The 14,725-nt window shown below is 74.4% G+C and carries 11 protein-coding genes; 4 read left to right on the top strand and 7 right to left on the bottom strand.

Features of this window, described 5'->3' with window-relative positions; genetic code table 11:
• Nucleotides 1–169: 169 nt before the first annotated feature.
• The 3 genes from J7F03_RS17425 to J7F03_RS17415 form a co-directional block, all read right to left on the bottom strand.
• Nucleotides 170–1,138: a SigB/SigF/SigG family RNA polymerase sigma factor gene (locus tag J7F03_RS17425; protein WP_214950382.1), complete on the bottom strand. Its 969-nt coding sequence runs from the start codon at nucleotides 1,136–1,138 to the stop codon at nucleotides 170–172.
• Between the two features lie 425 nt (nucleotides 1,139–1,563).
• Nucleotides 1,564–3,042 (bottom strand): cellulose binding domain-containing protein, encoded by a 1,479-nt coding sequence (locus J7F03_RS17420; protein WP_214950380.1) that lies wholly within the window; start codon nucleotides 3,040–3,042, stop codon nucleotides 1,564–1,566.
• Between the two features lie 25 nt (nucleotides 3,043–3,067).
• On the bottom strand, nucleotides 3,068–4,645 hold the full coding sequence (locus tag J7F03_RS17415) for a beta-N-acetylhexosaminidase (RefSeq protein ID WP_214950378.1): 1,578 nt from the start codon (nucleotides 4,643–4,645) through the stop codon (nucleotides 3,068–3,070).
• A 299-nt stretch (nucleotides 4,646–4,944) separates the two neighbouring features.
• On the opposite strand from J7F03_RS17415, the gene J7F03_RS17410 reads away from it, so the two are divergent.
• A complete protein-coding gene (locus J7F03_RS17410) occupies nucleotides 4,945–5,757 on the top strand; it encodes a GntR family transcriptional regulator (protein ID WP_214950513.1) in 813 nt (270 codons plus the stop codon).
• A gap of 56 nt (nucleotides 5,758–5,813) precedes the next feature.
• Here the strand turns inward: J7F03_RS17410 and J7F03_RS17405 are convergent, their stop codons facing one another.
• A complete protein-coding gene (locus J7F03_RS17405) occupies nucleotides 5,814–6,602 on the bottom strand; it encodes a winged helix-turn-helix domain-containing protein (protein WP_214950376.1) in 789 nt (262 codons plus the stop codon).
• Nucleotides 6,603–6,727: 125 nt separating this feature from the next.
• Nucleotides 6,728–8,470, bottom strand: a complete 1,743-nt coding sequence (locus J7F03_RS17400) for an IucA/IucC family protein (RefSeq protein WP_214950374.1) — start codon at nucleotides 8,468–8,470, stop codon at nucleotides 6,728–6,730.
• 275 nt (nucleotides 8,471–8,745) lie between these two features.
• Between J7F03_RS17400 and J7F03_RS17395 the strand changes: the two genes are divergently transcribed.
• The 3 genes from J7F03_RS17395 to J7F03_RS17385 all read left to right on the top strand — a co-directional run bounded on the left by J7F03_RS17395 (nucleotide 8,746) and on the right by J7F03_RS17385 (nucleotide 13,295).
• On the top strand, nucleotides 8,746–10,284 hold the full coding sequence (locus J7F03_RS17395) for an IucA/IucC family siderophore biosynthesis protein (protein WP_214950510.1): 1,539 nt from the start codon (nucleotides 8,746–8,748) through the stop codon (nucleotides 10,282–10,284).
• Nucleotides 10,285–10,737: 453 nt separating this feature from the next.
• Nucleotides 10,738–12,258, top strand: a complete 1,521-nt coding sequence (locus J7F03_RS17390; RefSeq protein WP_214950373.1) for an FAD-binding oxidoreductase — start codon at nucleotides 10,738–10,740, stop codon at nucleotides 12,256–12,258.
• 119 nt (nucleotides 12,259–12,377) lie between these two features.
• On the top strand, nucleotides 12,378–13,295 hold the full coding sequence (locus tag J7F03_RS17385; RefSeq protein WP_214950371.1) for a trypsin-like peptidase domain-containing protein: 918 nt from the start codon (nucleotides 12,378–12,380) through the stop codon (nucleotides 13,293–13,295).
• Here the strand turns inward: J7F03_RS17385 and J7F03_RS17380 are convergent.
• A complete protein-coding gene (locus tag J7F03_RS17380) occupies nucleotides 13,249–13,641 on the bottom strand; it encodes a hypothetical protein (RefSeq protein WP_214950369.1) in 393 nt (130 codons plus the stop codon). The two genes, J7F03_RS17385 and J7F03_RS17380, sit on opposite strands and share 47 nt — an antisense overlap.
• Nucleotides 13,642–13,730: 89 nt before the next feature.
• A complete protein-coding gene (locus J7F03_RS17375; RefSeq protein WP_214950367.1) occupies nucleotides 13,731–14,678 on the bottom strand; it encodes an AEC family transporter in 948 nt (315 codons plus the stop codon).
• Between the last annotated feature and the right edge of the window lie 47 nt (nucleotides 14,679–14,725).

Genomic DNA, 14,725 nt, shown 5'->3' with positions numbered 1-14,725 from the left:
TAGTACCGGGAACGGCCCACCGGCGTGCGTGCGGCCGGCGGGCCGTGGAGCGGGACGGGATCCGCCCGTCGCCCGCGCACCGGCCGTCCCTAGGCCGGCGGACGGGTCCGCTCCAGCAGCGCTACTGCCCCGACTTAACCCTTGCAAACAGCGAAGTGAGTCATGTCACCTACGCTAGGTCGCCACCCGTGCTCACGGCCGCGCCCTCCTGCTGGGGTTCCGCTTGCTGCGGGACCACGGCTCCGTACTGCTCCGGGTCGGCCAGCATGGAGGCCCTCAGATGCGCGAGTACCCGGGTCAGGAGGCGCGAGACTTGCATCTGCGAGATGCCGAGGGCAGCGCCGATCTGGGCCTGGGTGAGCTCTTCGCCGAAGCGCATCGACAGCATGCGACGCTCGCGGTCGGTGAGCCGTTCCAGCAGCGGCGCGAGGGTCTGGATGTCCTCGACGTGCTCCAGGGCGGGCTCCTCCGCCCCCATGGTCTCGGCGAGGCAGTGGCTTTCGGTCCGGCCGTCCGCGCGCTCGGAGTGGGGGGCGTCCAGGGAGTTGCTGGTGTGGCCGTTGGCGGCGACGAGGCCCTCGATGATCTCCTCTTCCGTGAGGGAGAGGTGTGCGGCGAGGTCCGCGACCGTCGGCGGGCGGTCGAGCCCCGCGGTCAGGTCCTCCTTCGCCTTGGCGAGGTCGATGCGCAGCTCCTGGAGCCGGCGCGGGACACGGACCGCCCAGCTGGTGTCGCGGAAGTGCCGCTTGATCTCGCCGGTGATGTACGGCATGGCGAGGGAGGAGAACTCGATCTCGCGGGCCGGGTCGAAGCGGTCGATGGCCTTGATCAGCCCGATGGTGCCGACCTGGACGAGGTCTTCGAGATCGCCGCCGTCGCCCCGGCCGCGGAAGGGGCGGACGGCGAACTGGACGAGCGAGGCGTTCATCTCCACGAGCGTGTGACGTACGTAACGATGCTCGGGGGTGCCTTCGACGAGCTCGTGCAGTCTGCGGAAGAACAGTCTCGACAGCTCGCGCGCATCCGCCGGGGCCACCTCACGCGGCTCTTCGATCCGGGGCAGGGGGACGGTCGCGGCAGGGCAGGCCCTGGCCGCAACGGGTCCGGCGGTATGGGGGAACGGGGCGGGTATCGGCATGGGGTCGCTCCTTGGGCTGATCGGCTTGCGGCGCGTGACCTTGATGGGCGTACACCTTAGCCGGTTCCGCATTCCTTCCCCAGTCCTCTCCTTCTTCACTCCAACCGTCCGGGCCCCGGCCGCATTTGCGGCAGGACCGGTTTCGGATGCACATCGGCCAGGACTTCGGCGGGCGCGCCTCGTACGGCTACGAGGCGATCGACGAGGTGCTGGACGCGGCCGTGCGGGCTCCATCACCTCCGGCACCACCTACGCGGTGGACGCCTCCTCGGAGACTGCGGCCGGGGTGTGGAAACCGCGCGTGTACGCCGCCCGGGCCGGATACACCGGATACCTCTACGGGTGGGCGTCGCGGTTCCGAGCGGGCGGCGCGGCGCGCTCCGGGCAGCGGACCCCGGAGCGCGCCGGCCCGTCCGGCGGCCTGCTCAGCCGTTCGGGACCTCGTCCACGAAGGCCGTGCCGGCCGTGCGGTAGGCACCCACCTTGGCCGCGACCTGGGCAGGGGTGAGGACCTGGTCCTTGACGTGCAGGACGTAGTCGACCTTCTGGTCGTAGGCGCGGGGCGTGGAGCCCGGCTGGCCGTTCAGGTCGATCAGCCACTGGTTGAAGTTGATCGACATGGGCCGCTCGGGCAGGTACCTGGCGTCGTGCGTGCCGAAGAGCTGCCCGTCCATGGAGTACGTGATGGCGTTGCCGTCGATGGTGAGCACCAGGTCGTGCCAGCCCGCGTAGCTGGTCCGGGACTCGGTGTGCTGGTTGACGGCCTCCCACGGGTCGGGGCGGTACGTCTCCCATGACGTGGTGTAGAGGATGTTCGAGGGCTCTCCCCAGCCGCCGTTGGGGAGGTACTCGAAGTCGTACTCGGCGTAGTCGTCGGCCATCGGGGCCTTGAGGTCGTTGATGGTGAAGAAGGTCTGCACGAGGTGGTCGCCGTCCGGGCCGTACTTGGGGGCGTCGGAGAACTTGACGCGCGCCGCGTAGGTGCCGTTCTTGAACTTGGCGGCCTTGGTGAGGACTTCGGTCTGCTTGGTGCTCTCGCCGGATCCGGCCGTGGAGGTCTCCATGTTCATGATGGAGTTGCCGCCCTCGGTCAGGAAGGTGACGTTCTCCGGGGACCAGGCGGCGCCCGGGACACCGGGGCCGCCGGGGTTGGAGCGCACGCTCCAGCCGTGGGCGGCCATCGCCGGGTCCGTGGAGGAGGTGTAGGTGAAATCGTCGAAGAGGGCGGCTCCGGCCGGTCCCGGGTCGGTCGGCGTGGGGGTGGGTGTGGGGTCCGTCGGAGTCGGCGTCGGGTCGGGGACGTTGCCGCCGGGCGCGGTGCCCCAGACGGTGGCGGAGCCCAGCCGGGCGGTCACCTTGTCCCAGTCCCCGTAGGCCGTGCGGGCTCCGTCGAAGGAGTAGTCGTCGGACTGCCGCAGCGTCTGCCAGTCGGCGCGGTGGAAGCGCAGCTGCATGTCCCCGGTGTCGGCGCCCGGGGCGAGGCTGCCCGCGCCGCCGGTGAAGGTGATCTCCAGGTAGCGGTCGGCGGTGGCCGTCGGGTTGGCCAGGGTGCCGAAGGTGCCGGTGATGTTGGCGCAGCCCTTGACGGCCCAGGAACAGGCGTACCGGTACTGGACGTTCGGCCCGTCGGCCTTGAAGTAGTAGCGGAACGTGACCTGGCTGAGCGATACGGCGGCGGAGCCGTTGTTGACCACCTTGAACCAGGGCTCCGCCTGGTCGGCGGTGGCCCCGGTCGCGCTGGTCCGGTACTGGATCTTGACGGATTCGGCGGCGGCGGTCGCGGGCAGGGCGGTCAGGGCCGCCGAGCCGAGTCCGGCGGTCAGGACGACGGCCAGGGCGACGGCCGTACGGCGCTTGGCGGCGCGGGAGGTTCGGGGGGGCAGTGGCGTCCGGGACGTTCGCATGCTGGGTCCTCTCGGGGTGGGGGGATCACTTGGTGAGCAGAGGGGCTTGCGGGACGGTGTGGTGCGGGGATCGGCCGCGCACGCCGAGGGCGGCGAGCCGGGTCTGGTGGTGGTTCAGGCGGCGGCGGAAGTCCGGCCAGTCGCGGTGCGCCGACCAGGCGGTGTCGGCCAGGGCGCACAGCCTCGGGAAGGCCAGGTATTCGAGCTCCGCCGGGGTGCGCGCGTACTCGGTCCACAGCTGCGCCTGGGTGCCGAGGACGCGGCGCGCGGCCTCGGTCTCCCAGTGCGCGGGGACGGGCTCGTTGTCGTAGACGCCGCGCAGATCGAGCACGCCGTCCTGGCCGCGGGGCTCGCCCGGGTCGGCCGACTGCGGATAGTCGAGGTAGGTGGAGCGGTAGGGGGCCATGATCACGTCGTGGCCGCGCAGTGCGGCGGCCCGCCCGTGGTCCGCGTCGCGCCAGGCCATCGCCGTGAAGGCGGCGGGGAGTTCGGCTCCGGTGTCGGTCCAGCCGAGCGGGCGGCGGCCGAGCCGGGCCAGGTGCGCGGCGACGGCGTCGAGGAACCAGCCGTGGAGGGCGCCCGGTCCGGACAGGCCCTCGGCGGCGATCCGCGCGCGGGCGGCCGGCGAGCGCTCCCATTCCGTGCGGGGGCATTCGTCTCCGCCGACGTGGAGGTAGGGGGCGGGGAACACCTCCGCGACCTCGTCCAGCACTGCCCGGCAGAAGTCGAGCACCCCGTCGTGGACCCCGAAGACGTTCTCGCAGACTCCCCAGCGGGTCCACGGCTCCAGCCGGACGCCGGGCCGGTTGCCGAGTTCGGGGTAGGCGGCGAGCGCGGCGCGGGCGTGGCCGGGCATCTCGATCTCGGGGACGACGCTCACCCCCCGCCGGGCGGCGTAGGCGACGAGCCCGGCAAGTTCGGCGCGGGTGTAGGAGCCCTGGTGCGGGATGCCGTCGCCCACGCTCTCGGCGCGGCGTCCGCCGATCTCGGTGAGCCGGGGGTAGGCCGCGACCGGCATCCGCCAGCCCTGGTCGTCGGTGAGGTGGAGGTGCAGGACGTTGAGCTTGTGCAGGGCGAGCAGGTCCACGAAGCGCCGTAGGTAGGCCGCGGGCTGGAAGTGGCGGGCCACGTCCAGCATGGCTCCGCGCCAGGCGAACCGCGGCCGGTCGGTGATCCGTACGCAGGGCAGCGACCAGGCGCGAGCGGGCGTACGGGGCCGCGCGCCCCCGGGGCCCGGCGCCTCGGCGGCCAGCGCCTCGGGCGGCAGGAGCTGGCGCAGGGTCTGGACCCCGCGGAGCAGTCCCTCGGGGCGGGCGGCGACCAGCAGGACCGCGTCGGGGTGGACGGTGAGTGCGTACCCCTCGGCTCCGAGGGCCCTCTCCCCGGGGGCCAGCAGGAAGGCGATCCGCCCGTCGGGGTCCGGGGGCAGCGGCAACCCGGTGGCGGGGGTGAGCAGTTCGCGCAGGAGGTCGGCCGCAGCCCCGGCGCCGGGGCCGGCCCGCAGTCCGGTGCGGCGGTCCAGGGCGAAGCGTCTGGGCTGGGCGGTGACCGAGTCGGGGCGCGGGACGAGCGCGAGGTCGGGGGGCAGGGCGGCGGCGGGCACGGCGTCGTGGATCCTCACCTGATCGCGGGGACAACTCAAGGAAGGAGGTAGCGAGTTGACCAACTGACCAATTGGTTAGCTGAGTGGCTAGAAGGTGACACGACCCGCGTTCACCGTCAACCCCGCGCGCTCCCGGTGATTTCCGCAGAGACCTCGCGCCCGCCAGTGACCGAATGGTTAGATGCACATGACCAGTTGGACAGGTGACCAGAGGGAAACGGGGTCCGGCCATGCAGAAGGGCGCATCCGGCTCTTCCGACTCGTCGGGGGCGGTGCTCAAGTCCGACTCGTCGGGGGCGATGCTCAAACGGGAGCGGGTACGCGAGTACCTGCTGGGCCTCATCGACGTCCGGCGGCCCGGTGACGCGATCCCCTCCGAACGCACCCTGTGCGCCACCCTGGAGGTCTCCCGCCCCACCCTGCGCGCGGCCGTGGACGAGCTCGTCGCCACGGGCGTCATCGTCCGGGAGCACGGACGCGGGATGTTCGTCGCCCCGGCCAAGATCACCCAGGAACTGGCCGCCGCGGAGGCCGCGTTCGCGATGCGACAGGCCGCCGGACACTGGTCCAGCCGGCTCCTGGAGCACTCCACCGTCCAGGCGGGCGCACGCATCGGCCGCCGGCTGCGCATCTCGCCCGGCGCGCAGCTCCTCTACATCGCCCGGCTGCGGCTGGTGGACGGGGCCCCGATGGCGATCGAGCACCTGCACATCCCCGCCGCCCTGGTGCCCGCCCTGACCCCGGCGGAGCTGGAGGCCGGGGACCTGTACGAGCACCTGCGCGACCACCACGGCGTGTACGTGCACGAGGCGCAGCAGTCCATCGAGCCGACGGTGGTGAACGAGGCGGAGGCGGGCCTGCTGGACGTCCCGCTGCTCTCCCCCGCCCTGCTCATCGAGCGGCTCACGACCGATTCCACCGGCCGCCCCGTGGAGTACGTGCACTCCGTCTACCGGGGCGACCGCTACCGGATCGTCTCGCGCCTCTCCCTCGGGGCGCCCCCGGCGGCGGGGCGGCCGGGCGGCCACCACCCGGGGATCCCACCGGGCGACCTGGGCCGCCGGGCGGTCATCACCTCGACCACCTCCGGAGACATCCACACCGGTGCGTAGCCGGTCGTAGCCGGTGCGCGGCGGATCGGGCGCCGCGGGGCCGTCACCTGCGCCGCCTACGTCACCCGGAAGCCGATGGCGGGGTGGGAGCGGTCGAAGGTCAGCCGGTCCCAGCCGGGGAAGGCCAGGTCGGTGACGGCGAGCAGCCCGCCGGAGACGTCGTGCAGGGTGCGGCGTACGGAGAGTCCGCCCGCGGGGGCCGGGGCCTGGGGGAAGCTGGTCCGGGTCATGGTGATGGTCTCCGCGACCCGGCCGCTGCGCGCGGCCCGCTCCAGCCATTGGTGCAGGGCGCCCAGGTCCTCGTCCCGGACACCGGCCGCCGCTCGGTCGCGGTAGCGGGCCAGTTCCGGCGTCCCGTCGACGGTTCGCGGGCAGAGGTACGTCACCTCGTGCCGCCGCGTCTCGCCCCCCGGGCCGGTTTCGCGGTGGTGGTGGACCAGGGTCCGCTCGCCGCCGCGCATGCCGAGCTGGTCGGCGAGGGCGGGGGCCAGGGTGACGAGCGTGAGCCAGTTCTGCGCGGGGCCCGGGGTGCCCGCCGGCGCCGGTGCGGGCGCGGGGGCGGGGACGGGGGCGGGGACGGCCGCCGGGGGCCGCGGTCGCGGTGCCGGGAGGGCCGTCCGGGTGCCGCGCCGGCCGGTGACCACGAGGCCGTCCTCGCGCAGGTGCTGGAGGGCGGCCCGGATGGTCTGCCGGTTGACCTGGTAGCGGGCGGCCAGGCTGCGTTCGGAGGGCAGCCTGGCTCCGGGGGTGAGTGCGGTGTGGTCGATCTCGCGCCGCAACGCTGCGGCGATCCGCTGGTACTTGGGCATGGCGGCCTGGCCGCCACCCCGCGAAGGGGAGGGCATGGCTTCTCCTCTGACGGGAGGTCAAGGACTGCGCGGTCTGCCCGACCAACGTAGCATTGGTCTATACCTTTAGTGAGGGGGTCGCCGACAACCGGCCCGGATTGGCCGGAACCTTGCCCCCCGCTTTAGAGACGTCCCAGGCCGTGCAGGGGGTTGGGAAGCGGCAGGTAGCGGGCGTCCGCCCCGTCGGCCCGGGTCCAGCGCAGCAGCAGGTTGGTCTTGGCCGGGAGGGTGGGGGCGGCCAGCAGGGCCGCGATCTCGGGAAGACCGTGGGCTTCGTCGAAGCGCCGGAACTCCGCGCGGGCCGCCGGCCACAGGGCTCCGGCCGCCGCCGGGTGGCTCTGCGCGAGCGCCCCCGCCACCTCGGTCAGGTGGTTGACCACCAGGCAGTAGACGAGGCGCTGCCAGGCCGCTTCGCGCTCCAGGTCCGGCAGGAGTTTGACGCCCTCCGCGTCCCGGAAGAGCGCCTGCGCGGGCATGCCCTCGGCGTCGACGGCGACCAGGGTGTTCTGGAGGTGGGCCTCCAGCACGATGCCGTGCCGGGCGAACAGGTACAGCACGGGCGGCACCACCTCGCGCAGATACGCCCGCCACCACGCGGCCGGGTCTGCGGCGGCCGCGAGCGGGCTGCCCGGGTAGCCCTCCGCCAGCGCGGCCGCCAGCAGCGGCGTGACCCCGGGCTCCGCGTGTGCCCGCAGGCCGTCGCGGACCAGCACCGCGAGCTCCTCGAAGGCGAAGGCGGCCGTACGGTAACCCCGGTCGGGCAGCCAGGCCGCCCGCGATCCGGACCGGCGCAGGTCGGCGAAGCCGGCCTCGACCGCCGCGTCCGTGCGACGGAGCCGCAGCAGGTCGTGCCGCCACAGCCGGCGCACGTCGTTGGTGATCCGCACGTCGAGGCTGAACTTCACGAACAGGTCGCCGCCGCTCTGGCCGGCACCGCCCGCAGCGGCATCCGGCAGGCCCGCGCCGGTCAGACCGGTGTCCGGCAAGCCCGCGCCGGTCAGACCGGCATCCGGCAGGCCCGCGCCGGTCAGACCGGTGTCCGGCAGGCCCGCGGCCTGGGACGCCGGGCCGGCGTCCCAGCCGCCGCCGGGTACGTACAGGGTCCGGATCGAGGCCGTCGGCCAGACGGGTAGCCGCCCGGTCCCCAGCAGCAGCAACCGGCCGTCCTCGAGGGCCTCGCGCACCGCGGGCCGGGCACCGACCAGGTCGAGCTGCCAGGGGTGGGCGGGCAGCAGCCGGTAGCCGGCGGGCGGGCACGGCCCGCCCACCGCCCGTGCGAGCGAGTCGATCGCGGCAGCCGCCGCGGGCCCGCCCTCTTCCACCACCTGGTCCTCGCGCAGCCCCAGGAACACCAGCGGGAAGCGGGCGTGCGCCTCGGGGGCGTACGGCAGCCAGCCCGCGGCCGGGGCCCCGCCCCGGGCCTTGGGGGCCGGGTGGTGCGGGTGCCCCATCACCAGGGCCTGTTCGGAGCGGACGTACGGATCCGAGGGCGGCTCGGCCACCGCCCGGGCGGCGAGCAGCGCGGCGACGGCCTCACGGCTGTCGGCGATCTCCACCGGGAGCTCGCCGTTGGAGACGCCGGTGTACTGGAGCAGTTCGTCGGAGACCAGCTTGACCAGCTCCGTATGGCTGAGCGGGTGCCAGCCGTCTGCCGTGCGCAGTTCGGGGCGGACGGGCCGGCGCCCACCGCTCACCCGCAGCAGCCGGCCGCTGCCGAGCAGCCGGTAGGCGCCCGCACCATTCGCGCCGCCCCCTCCGGCCCCGGCCGGCTCGGCCGCCTCTCTGAGCAGGCAGTTCAACAGCGGGGCGGCCGCGTAGGCGTCGGCGGCGGCGCTGTCGGCAGCGTTGAGGTCCACTGATTCCATCCCTTGATCTTCCCAGGGAACGCCGCCCGGCCCTCAGGCTGGGCACGGCTTCCTTCCCAACTGCACGGCGCGGTCCGCCGTCAGCGGCTCGACCACGCGCACCAACACGGCGCAACGAGAAGCCCCCGGCTTCAGCCGGGGGAGGAGTCACTCGGTCCATCCCGTGCGCCGGAGCCGGAGGTGCGCGGGGCGTACCACCGGCCGCGATCTTCAGCATCCGCGACGATGATGTGATCACCACGTCATCCGAGAGGATCGGGGCCCTGGACCTCAGCATGTACCTCCCCGACACGCCGGCCGAAGAGGCCGTGGCTGCCCAACTGGCCGCCCCAGCCGGAATTCGGCCCGCCCTCGGCCCCGCGTACGCCGCCGCGCTCCCAGGGGCGCGCGCCGCCGTACTGACCCGTCTGTGGCGGGCGCTCGCCTGCGAACCGCTGCCGTGGATCGCGCACCGGGAGCGGGGCTCCGGCGCGCTGGCGCTGCGCCTCGCCTCGGGCGCCCGGCTGGAGGGCCCGGCGGCGGACCCGTACGCGACGGCGCCGTACGTCACCGAGCTGCTGCTCGACGGCCGCCCGTACCGGGGGGCCGCCCGGCTGGTGGCGGGGCTCGGGGTGCCGCACGGGGAGGAGTTCGCGGCCGAGCTCGACGACAGCACGGCCTCCCTCGCCCTGTCCCGGGCCGGGCAGCCGACCTGGGCCGACACCGAGCCGCGGACCACCTGGGAGTGGGAGCAACGGGTGGTCGACGGGCATCCGTACCACCCCAACTGCCGCTCCCGGCCGGGCTTCACGGTCGGGGAGCAGCTGGCGTACGCGCCCGAACACCGGCCGCGGGTCACCCTCGGGCTGGCCGCCGTACGGGCCGAGGAGTGCCTGGTCGCCGGGGACTGGCCCGCCGCGTGGCGGGAGGCCGGGCGGATCCTCGTACCGGTCCATCCGTGGCAGGCCGAGCACGTCTTCAAACAGGAGGGACCCTCAGGGCAGGAGGTCCGGCCCGGTCCCGCCGCGCACCCGCTGATGGCGCTGCGCACCCTGGCCCCCGCCGACGGCGGGCCGCACGTGAAGACCGCGCTCAGCACCCGGCTCACCTCCTCGGTGCGGGACATCTCCGCCTACTCCGTCGAGACGGCCGCGGCGGTCTCCGCCTTCGCGCACAGCCTGTCCGAGCGGCTCGACGGCCGCCTGCACATCACCCGCACCCTGGGCGCCGTCACCGCGCACACCCCGGACCTGGCCGCCGTGCTCCGCGAGCCCCCCGAGGCGTACGCGGACACGAGCGCGGGCGAGCGCGTGCTGCCCGTCGCCGCGCTGGCCCTGACCCCGTACACGCGTTCCGCGCCCTGGCGGGCCGGTTTCGCCCGCCTGGCGCTGTCCGTGTGCCTGCGGGTGCTGGACCTCGGGGTGGCCCTGGAGGCCCACGGCCAGAACCTCCTGGTCGTCCTGGCCGCCGACGGCACCCCGCTCCGCCTCGTCTACCGCGATCTCGCCGACATCCGGATCAGCCCGGCCCGGCTCGCCCGCCACGGACTGCCGGTGCCCCCGCTGACCGGGCGGCTGATCACCGACGACGTGACCGCCCTGCGGCGCAAGCTCTTCGGATCCCTGGTGGCCGGCGCGCTCGGCTCCACGGCCGGTTCGGCGGCCGCGCTCGCGGCGGATCTCGCGGCGGCGGCGCCCGGACTGGCGGCCACGGCCGACACCGAGGCGCTGCTGGGCGGGCCGCTGCCCACCAAGGCGCTGACGCTGATGCGGCTGAGCCCGGGCACCCCTGGCGATCAGTGGGCCGAGCTGGACAATCCACTGGCGGGGGTCTGAGTTCGGTTCGACGGCAGCGCCGGACATTGCGGAAGGGGTCCTGGGCGGGTCCTGGCCCGGTATTCCACCGTCCGCACGCCGCCTTCCGAACTCGCACCGATCTTCGCGGGGTTCGCCCGGGCGCCGGCGCCGGGCGGCTACGTATCGATCGCGCTCAAGGCGGGCGACGAACAGATCCGGCTGGAACACGCGTACGGGCACCCGGTCGAGCTCGACGTGTACCGGACCCCGCCCGATCACATCGCCGCGCTGCCGGCCGGGGCCGGTCTCACCGAGACGGCCCGCCTGATCCGGGCACCGGACGACCGCGAGAAGCCCCCGCAGGGCCCCTGACGCCGTCCGGCAGCGGCCGGGGGGCCTGACGGCACCCGGGTATGGGCCGTTCGGGGGGCAACTCGGCCCCCGTGGGCCCGCCTTCGCCCCGAACGGGCGCGGCGGTGGCAGGAAGGAGGGATGAGCCTCCACCGCCGCCAGGTCCTCGCGGTCGGCGCCGCCGGCGCACTCGCCTCCCTCGGCGCGGCGGGCCGGCGCGCCCGGGACCCGGACTTCGGGGCGCTGGCCCGTGCGCTCGACGGCCGGGTGGTGACGGCGGACGGCCCGGACTACGCCGAGGCCCGCCGGCTCTTCCAGCCCCGCTACGACAAGGTCCGGCCGGGCGCGGTGGCCTACCCCGCGCACCCCGGAGACGTGGCCGCCTGTCTGGACTTCGCCCGGCGCTCGGCCGTCCCCGTCGTCGCGCGCGGCGGGGGCCACGGCTACGCCGGCTGGTCCACCCGCGAGGCCGGGCTCGTCATCGACGCGGGGGCCATGGCCGAGGTGTCCGCCTCCGGCACCGACGTGCGGATCGGCGCGGGCGCCCGGCTCGGCGACGTGAACGCCGCCCTCGCCGGGCGTGACCTGGCCGTGCCGACCGGACTGTGCCCCTCCGTCGGCATCGCCGGGCTCACCCTCGGCGGCGGGCTGGGCCTGGCCTCCCGGGCCTACGGCGCCACCGCCGACCAGCTCACCGGTGCGACCGTCGTGACCCCCGACGGGACCGTCCGCGAGGCCGACGCCGACCGCGATCCCGCGCTGTTCTGGGCCCTGCGCGGCGGCGGGGGCGGCAACTTCGGCGTGGTCACCGGCTTCCGCTTCCGCGCGCACCCGGTCACCGACTGCGCCTTCGCCGAACTCCACTGGACCGCCACCGACTCCGCCGCCGTCCTGCGCGGCTGGCAGCGCTGGCTCGAAGCGCTGCCGGACCCCTTCTGGAGCCAGGTGGAGTTCACCGTCGACGGCGGCCCGGCCGCCACCCCGGCCCTGCGGGTGCTCTGCCTGGACGGCGGGCGCGGCGAGCTGGAACGGCAGCTGACCCGGCTGTCCGACCTGGCCGGGCGTCCGCCGCGGGACAGCTGGATCGTCGTACGCGGTTACGGGGACACCGTCCGCGCCATGTCGGGCTGCCTCGACCGGAGCCCCGCCGAGTGCCGGCTGCCCGGCACCCTGCCCGGCCACGACCCCCGGGGGCGGCTCGGCCGCGACTCCTACGCCGCCCGCTCCGACTTCTGGGCGCCCGGCGGACTGACCGAGCCGGCCGTGGGGGCGGTGCTGGCCGCCGTGCGGCGCTACGCCGGGAGTGTGCCGGGCGGCGGGTTCGGGGTGGTGCAGTTCGACGGCGTGTGCGGCGGCGCCCTCAACCGGATCGCGCCCACCGCCACCGCCTTCGCGCACCGCTCCGCCGGCTTCCTCGCGCAGTATCTCGCCTACTGGCCCGACGCGGCGCCGGCCGCCGACATCGCCCGGCACCAAGGCTGGCTCGACTCGCTCTGGCGGGACCTGCGGCCCTGGGCGAGCGGATCCGCGTACCAGAACTACGCCGACCCCGGCCTGACCGGCTGGCGCGGGGCCTACTACGGGCCGAACCTGGCCCGCCTCGAAGCGGTCCGGCGCGCCTACGACCCCGACCGCCTCTTCCGCTTCCCCCAGGCCGTCTAGCCCTGCGCCTCCTCCCTCCCCGGCCCTCCTCACCCTCCAGTTCCAGTTCCAGCTCCAGTTCCAGTTCCAGCTCCAGCTCCAGCTCCAGCTCCAGCGACGCGACGAAGAAGGAGACGGACATGCGACGTACGTTGACGGTGGCGGCCATGACGGCCGCCCTGCTGGTCCCCGCCGGGCCGCTGCCCCTGGCCGAGGCCGGGAACGCCCCGCTGCCCGCCACACGGTGGTCGGCCCGGGAGGCGGAGTCCTTCTGGACCCCCGACCGGATGGCCTCCGCCGTCCCGGTCACCCGCGGCGGAGCCCCGGCGGCGGGCGACGGGACGGGGCAGGACTTCGACGGGATCCCGGTCGTCGGCCGGATGTTCGTCATGAAGGGCGGCGGCGCGTACTTCTGCACCGCGAGCGTGGTCTCCTCCCCCGGCCGCGACCTGGTGCTCAGCGCGGCGCACTGCCTGCTGGGAACCGATGCCCGCCAGGTGGCCTTCGTACCGCAGTACACGGCCGGGAACCCGCAGCCGTACGGGATGTTCCCGATCCTGCGCGACACCCGGGGCCGCTCCAAGGTGTGGATCGACCCGCGCTACCGGCAGCTCGGCGCGGACAAGGGCGCCACCCTCGACGTGGCCTTCGCCCAGGTGGGCCCGGATGCCGACGGGTTCCCGGTGGAGGACGTGGTGGGCGGCAACCGCCTGGTCACCGGCGCCGCGTACGCGCACAGGAAGGTGTCGCTGATCGGCTACCCGGCCTCCGCCGCCCGACCGCGCCTGTGCGTGAACCGGACGACGAAGTTCACCAGCGCCGATCCGAGGATCCCCGGATCGTTCCTGCGGATCGACTGCACCGGCTATCCGGGCGGGACCAGCGGCGGCCCTTTCCTGACCGGCTACGACGAGCGGACCGAGACGGGCGACGTGGTCGGGGTCATCGGCGGCTGGAAGACGGGCGGGGACACCTCCGACACCTCTTACAGCTCGTACTTCGGCGCCGACATCAGGAAGTTGTACGAGACGGCTCTTGCCGGGGCGCGGGTGGCGTGAACACCCGCACCCAGCGGGTGCGGCGCGGGTTGCCGACCGTGCGCGGGCTCGCCGGCAGCCCGTCCGCGGTCAGTAGGTCGGCCGGCGCGAGGCCGAGCTGCCGGCGCAGGTCCGCGAGGGCGGTGTGGACCGGCCCGAGGATGACCTCGGCGCGCGGGTGGGCGAGGGCGAGGGCGTGCGCGGCCGTCTCGATGGCCTCGGCGGCGTCCTCGGCGGCGCTGCGGCTCCACCCGCCGGGCGCGGCGTGGCCCCAGGGCGCGATGGTGTCGTAGAGGTGGCAGGCGGCATCGGCCACGGCGTCGGCCCGTTCCCCGACGCCGGGCGCCGCGATGATCGGCAGCTCCATGCCCGGTCAACGAGCGGAGCCCGCCGGGGGAACGACGGTTCCGGGGCCTGTCTCCCGGCCGCCCCGGGCTCCGTGCCGTGCCGGTGTCCTCAGGAGGCCACGGCCTGCAGCCAGAGCGGCAGCAGCAGGAGGGACACCACCGAGCTCTTGATCACTACGGCGGCGGAGAGGTCCACGCCCACGTCGTAGCGCTGGGCGAAGATGAACAGGTTCTGTGGCGTCGGCATCGCGGCGATCAGCACGAGGTAGGTGAGCCACTCGCCCCGGACCCCGAACAGCGCCCCGCACACCGCCCAGGCCAGCAGCGGGAAGGCGAGGCATTTGAAGCCGATGAGCGCCATTTCCTCGCGCGTGGTGCCCCGGATGTCGAGGCCGATGCCCCCGAGGTGGAGGCCGAGGGCGAAGAGCGCCACCGGGGAGGCGCTGTCTCCGACGAATGCGGCCCCGTCCAGGACCACTTCGGGTACGTGCACGGAGAGCAGGTTGAGCAGGATCCCGGCGTTGCAGGCGAGCACCAGCGGGGTGAGGAGCGAGGAGCCGACGGCCCGGGCGAGGCGCTGCGCGGGGCCGCCCGCGCCGGGGTCGCCGCGGCCCAGTTCCATGATGGCGATGACGACGAGCGACAGGACGCACACCTGGAAGAGCAGCACCGGGAAGATCGGCGCCGCCGTCCCGAAGAAGGTGATGAAGACGGGGACGGCGAAGTAGGCGGTGTTGACCTGGACCCCGGCCATCACGCGCAGGGCCACGGCGCGCGGCTCCCGCAGTCCGGTCAGTGCCGAGGCGGCGGCGACCGCCGCGACGGCGAGGGCGGCGGCCGCCGCGTAGCCGCCGATGGCCCGCCAGTCGAAGAGGGCGGAGAGGTTCGCGGCGTAGATGTTGCCGAACAGGTAGCAGGGGACGGCGAAGAGGAAGGCGTAGTCGGCGAAGACCTTGGAGGCCTCGGCGGGGACCACCTTGCGGCGTGCGAGCAGCACGCCGGCGCCGAAGGCCAGTACGACCGGTATCAGCTTCTCGAGCGCGGCTGCCCCGCCCATGCGTTCCCGCTCCCCCGCCGTTCGGTGATCGTCCAGGCCTGGCGCAG

Source organism: Streptomyces sp. ISL-43 (assembly GCF_018614195.1).
Lineage (GTDB): Bacteria > Actinomycetota > Actinomycetes > Streptomycetales > Streptomycetaceae > Streptomyces.
This window is presented reverse-complemented; position numbering and strand designations above follow the sequence as displayed.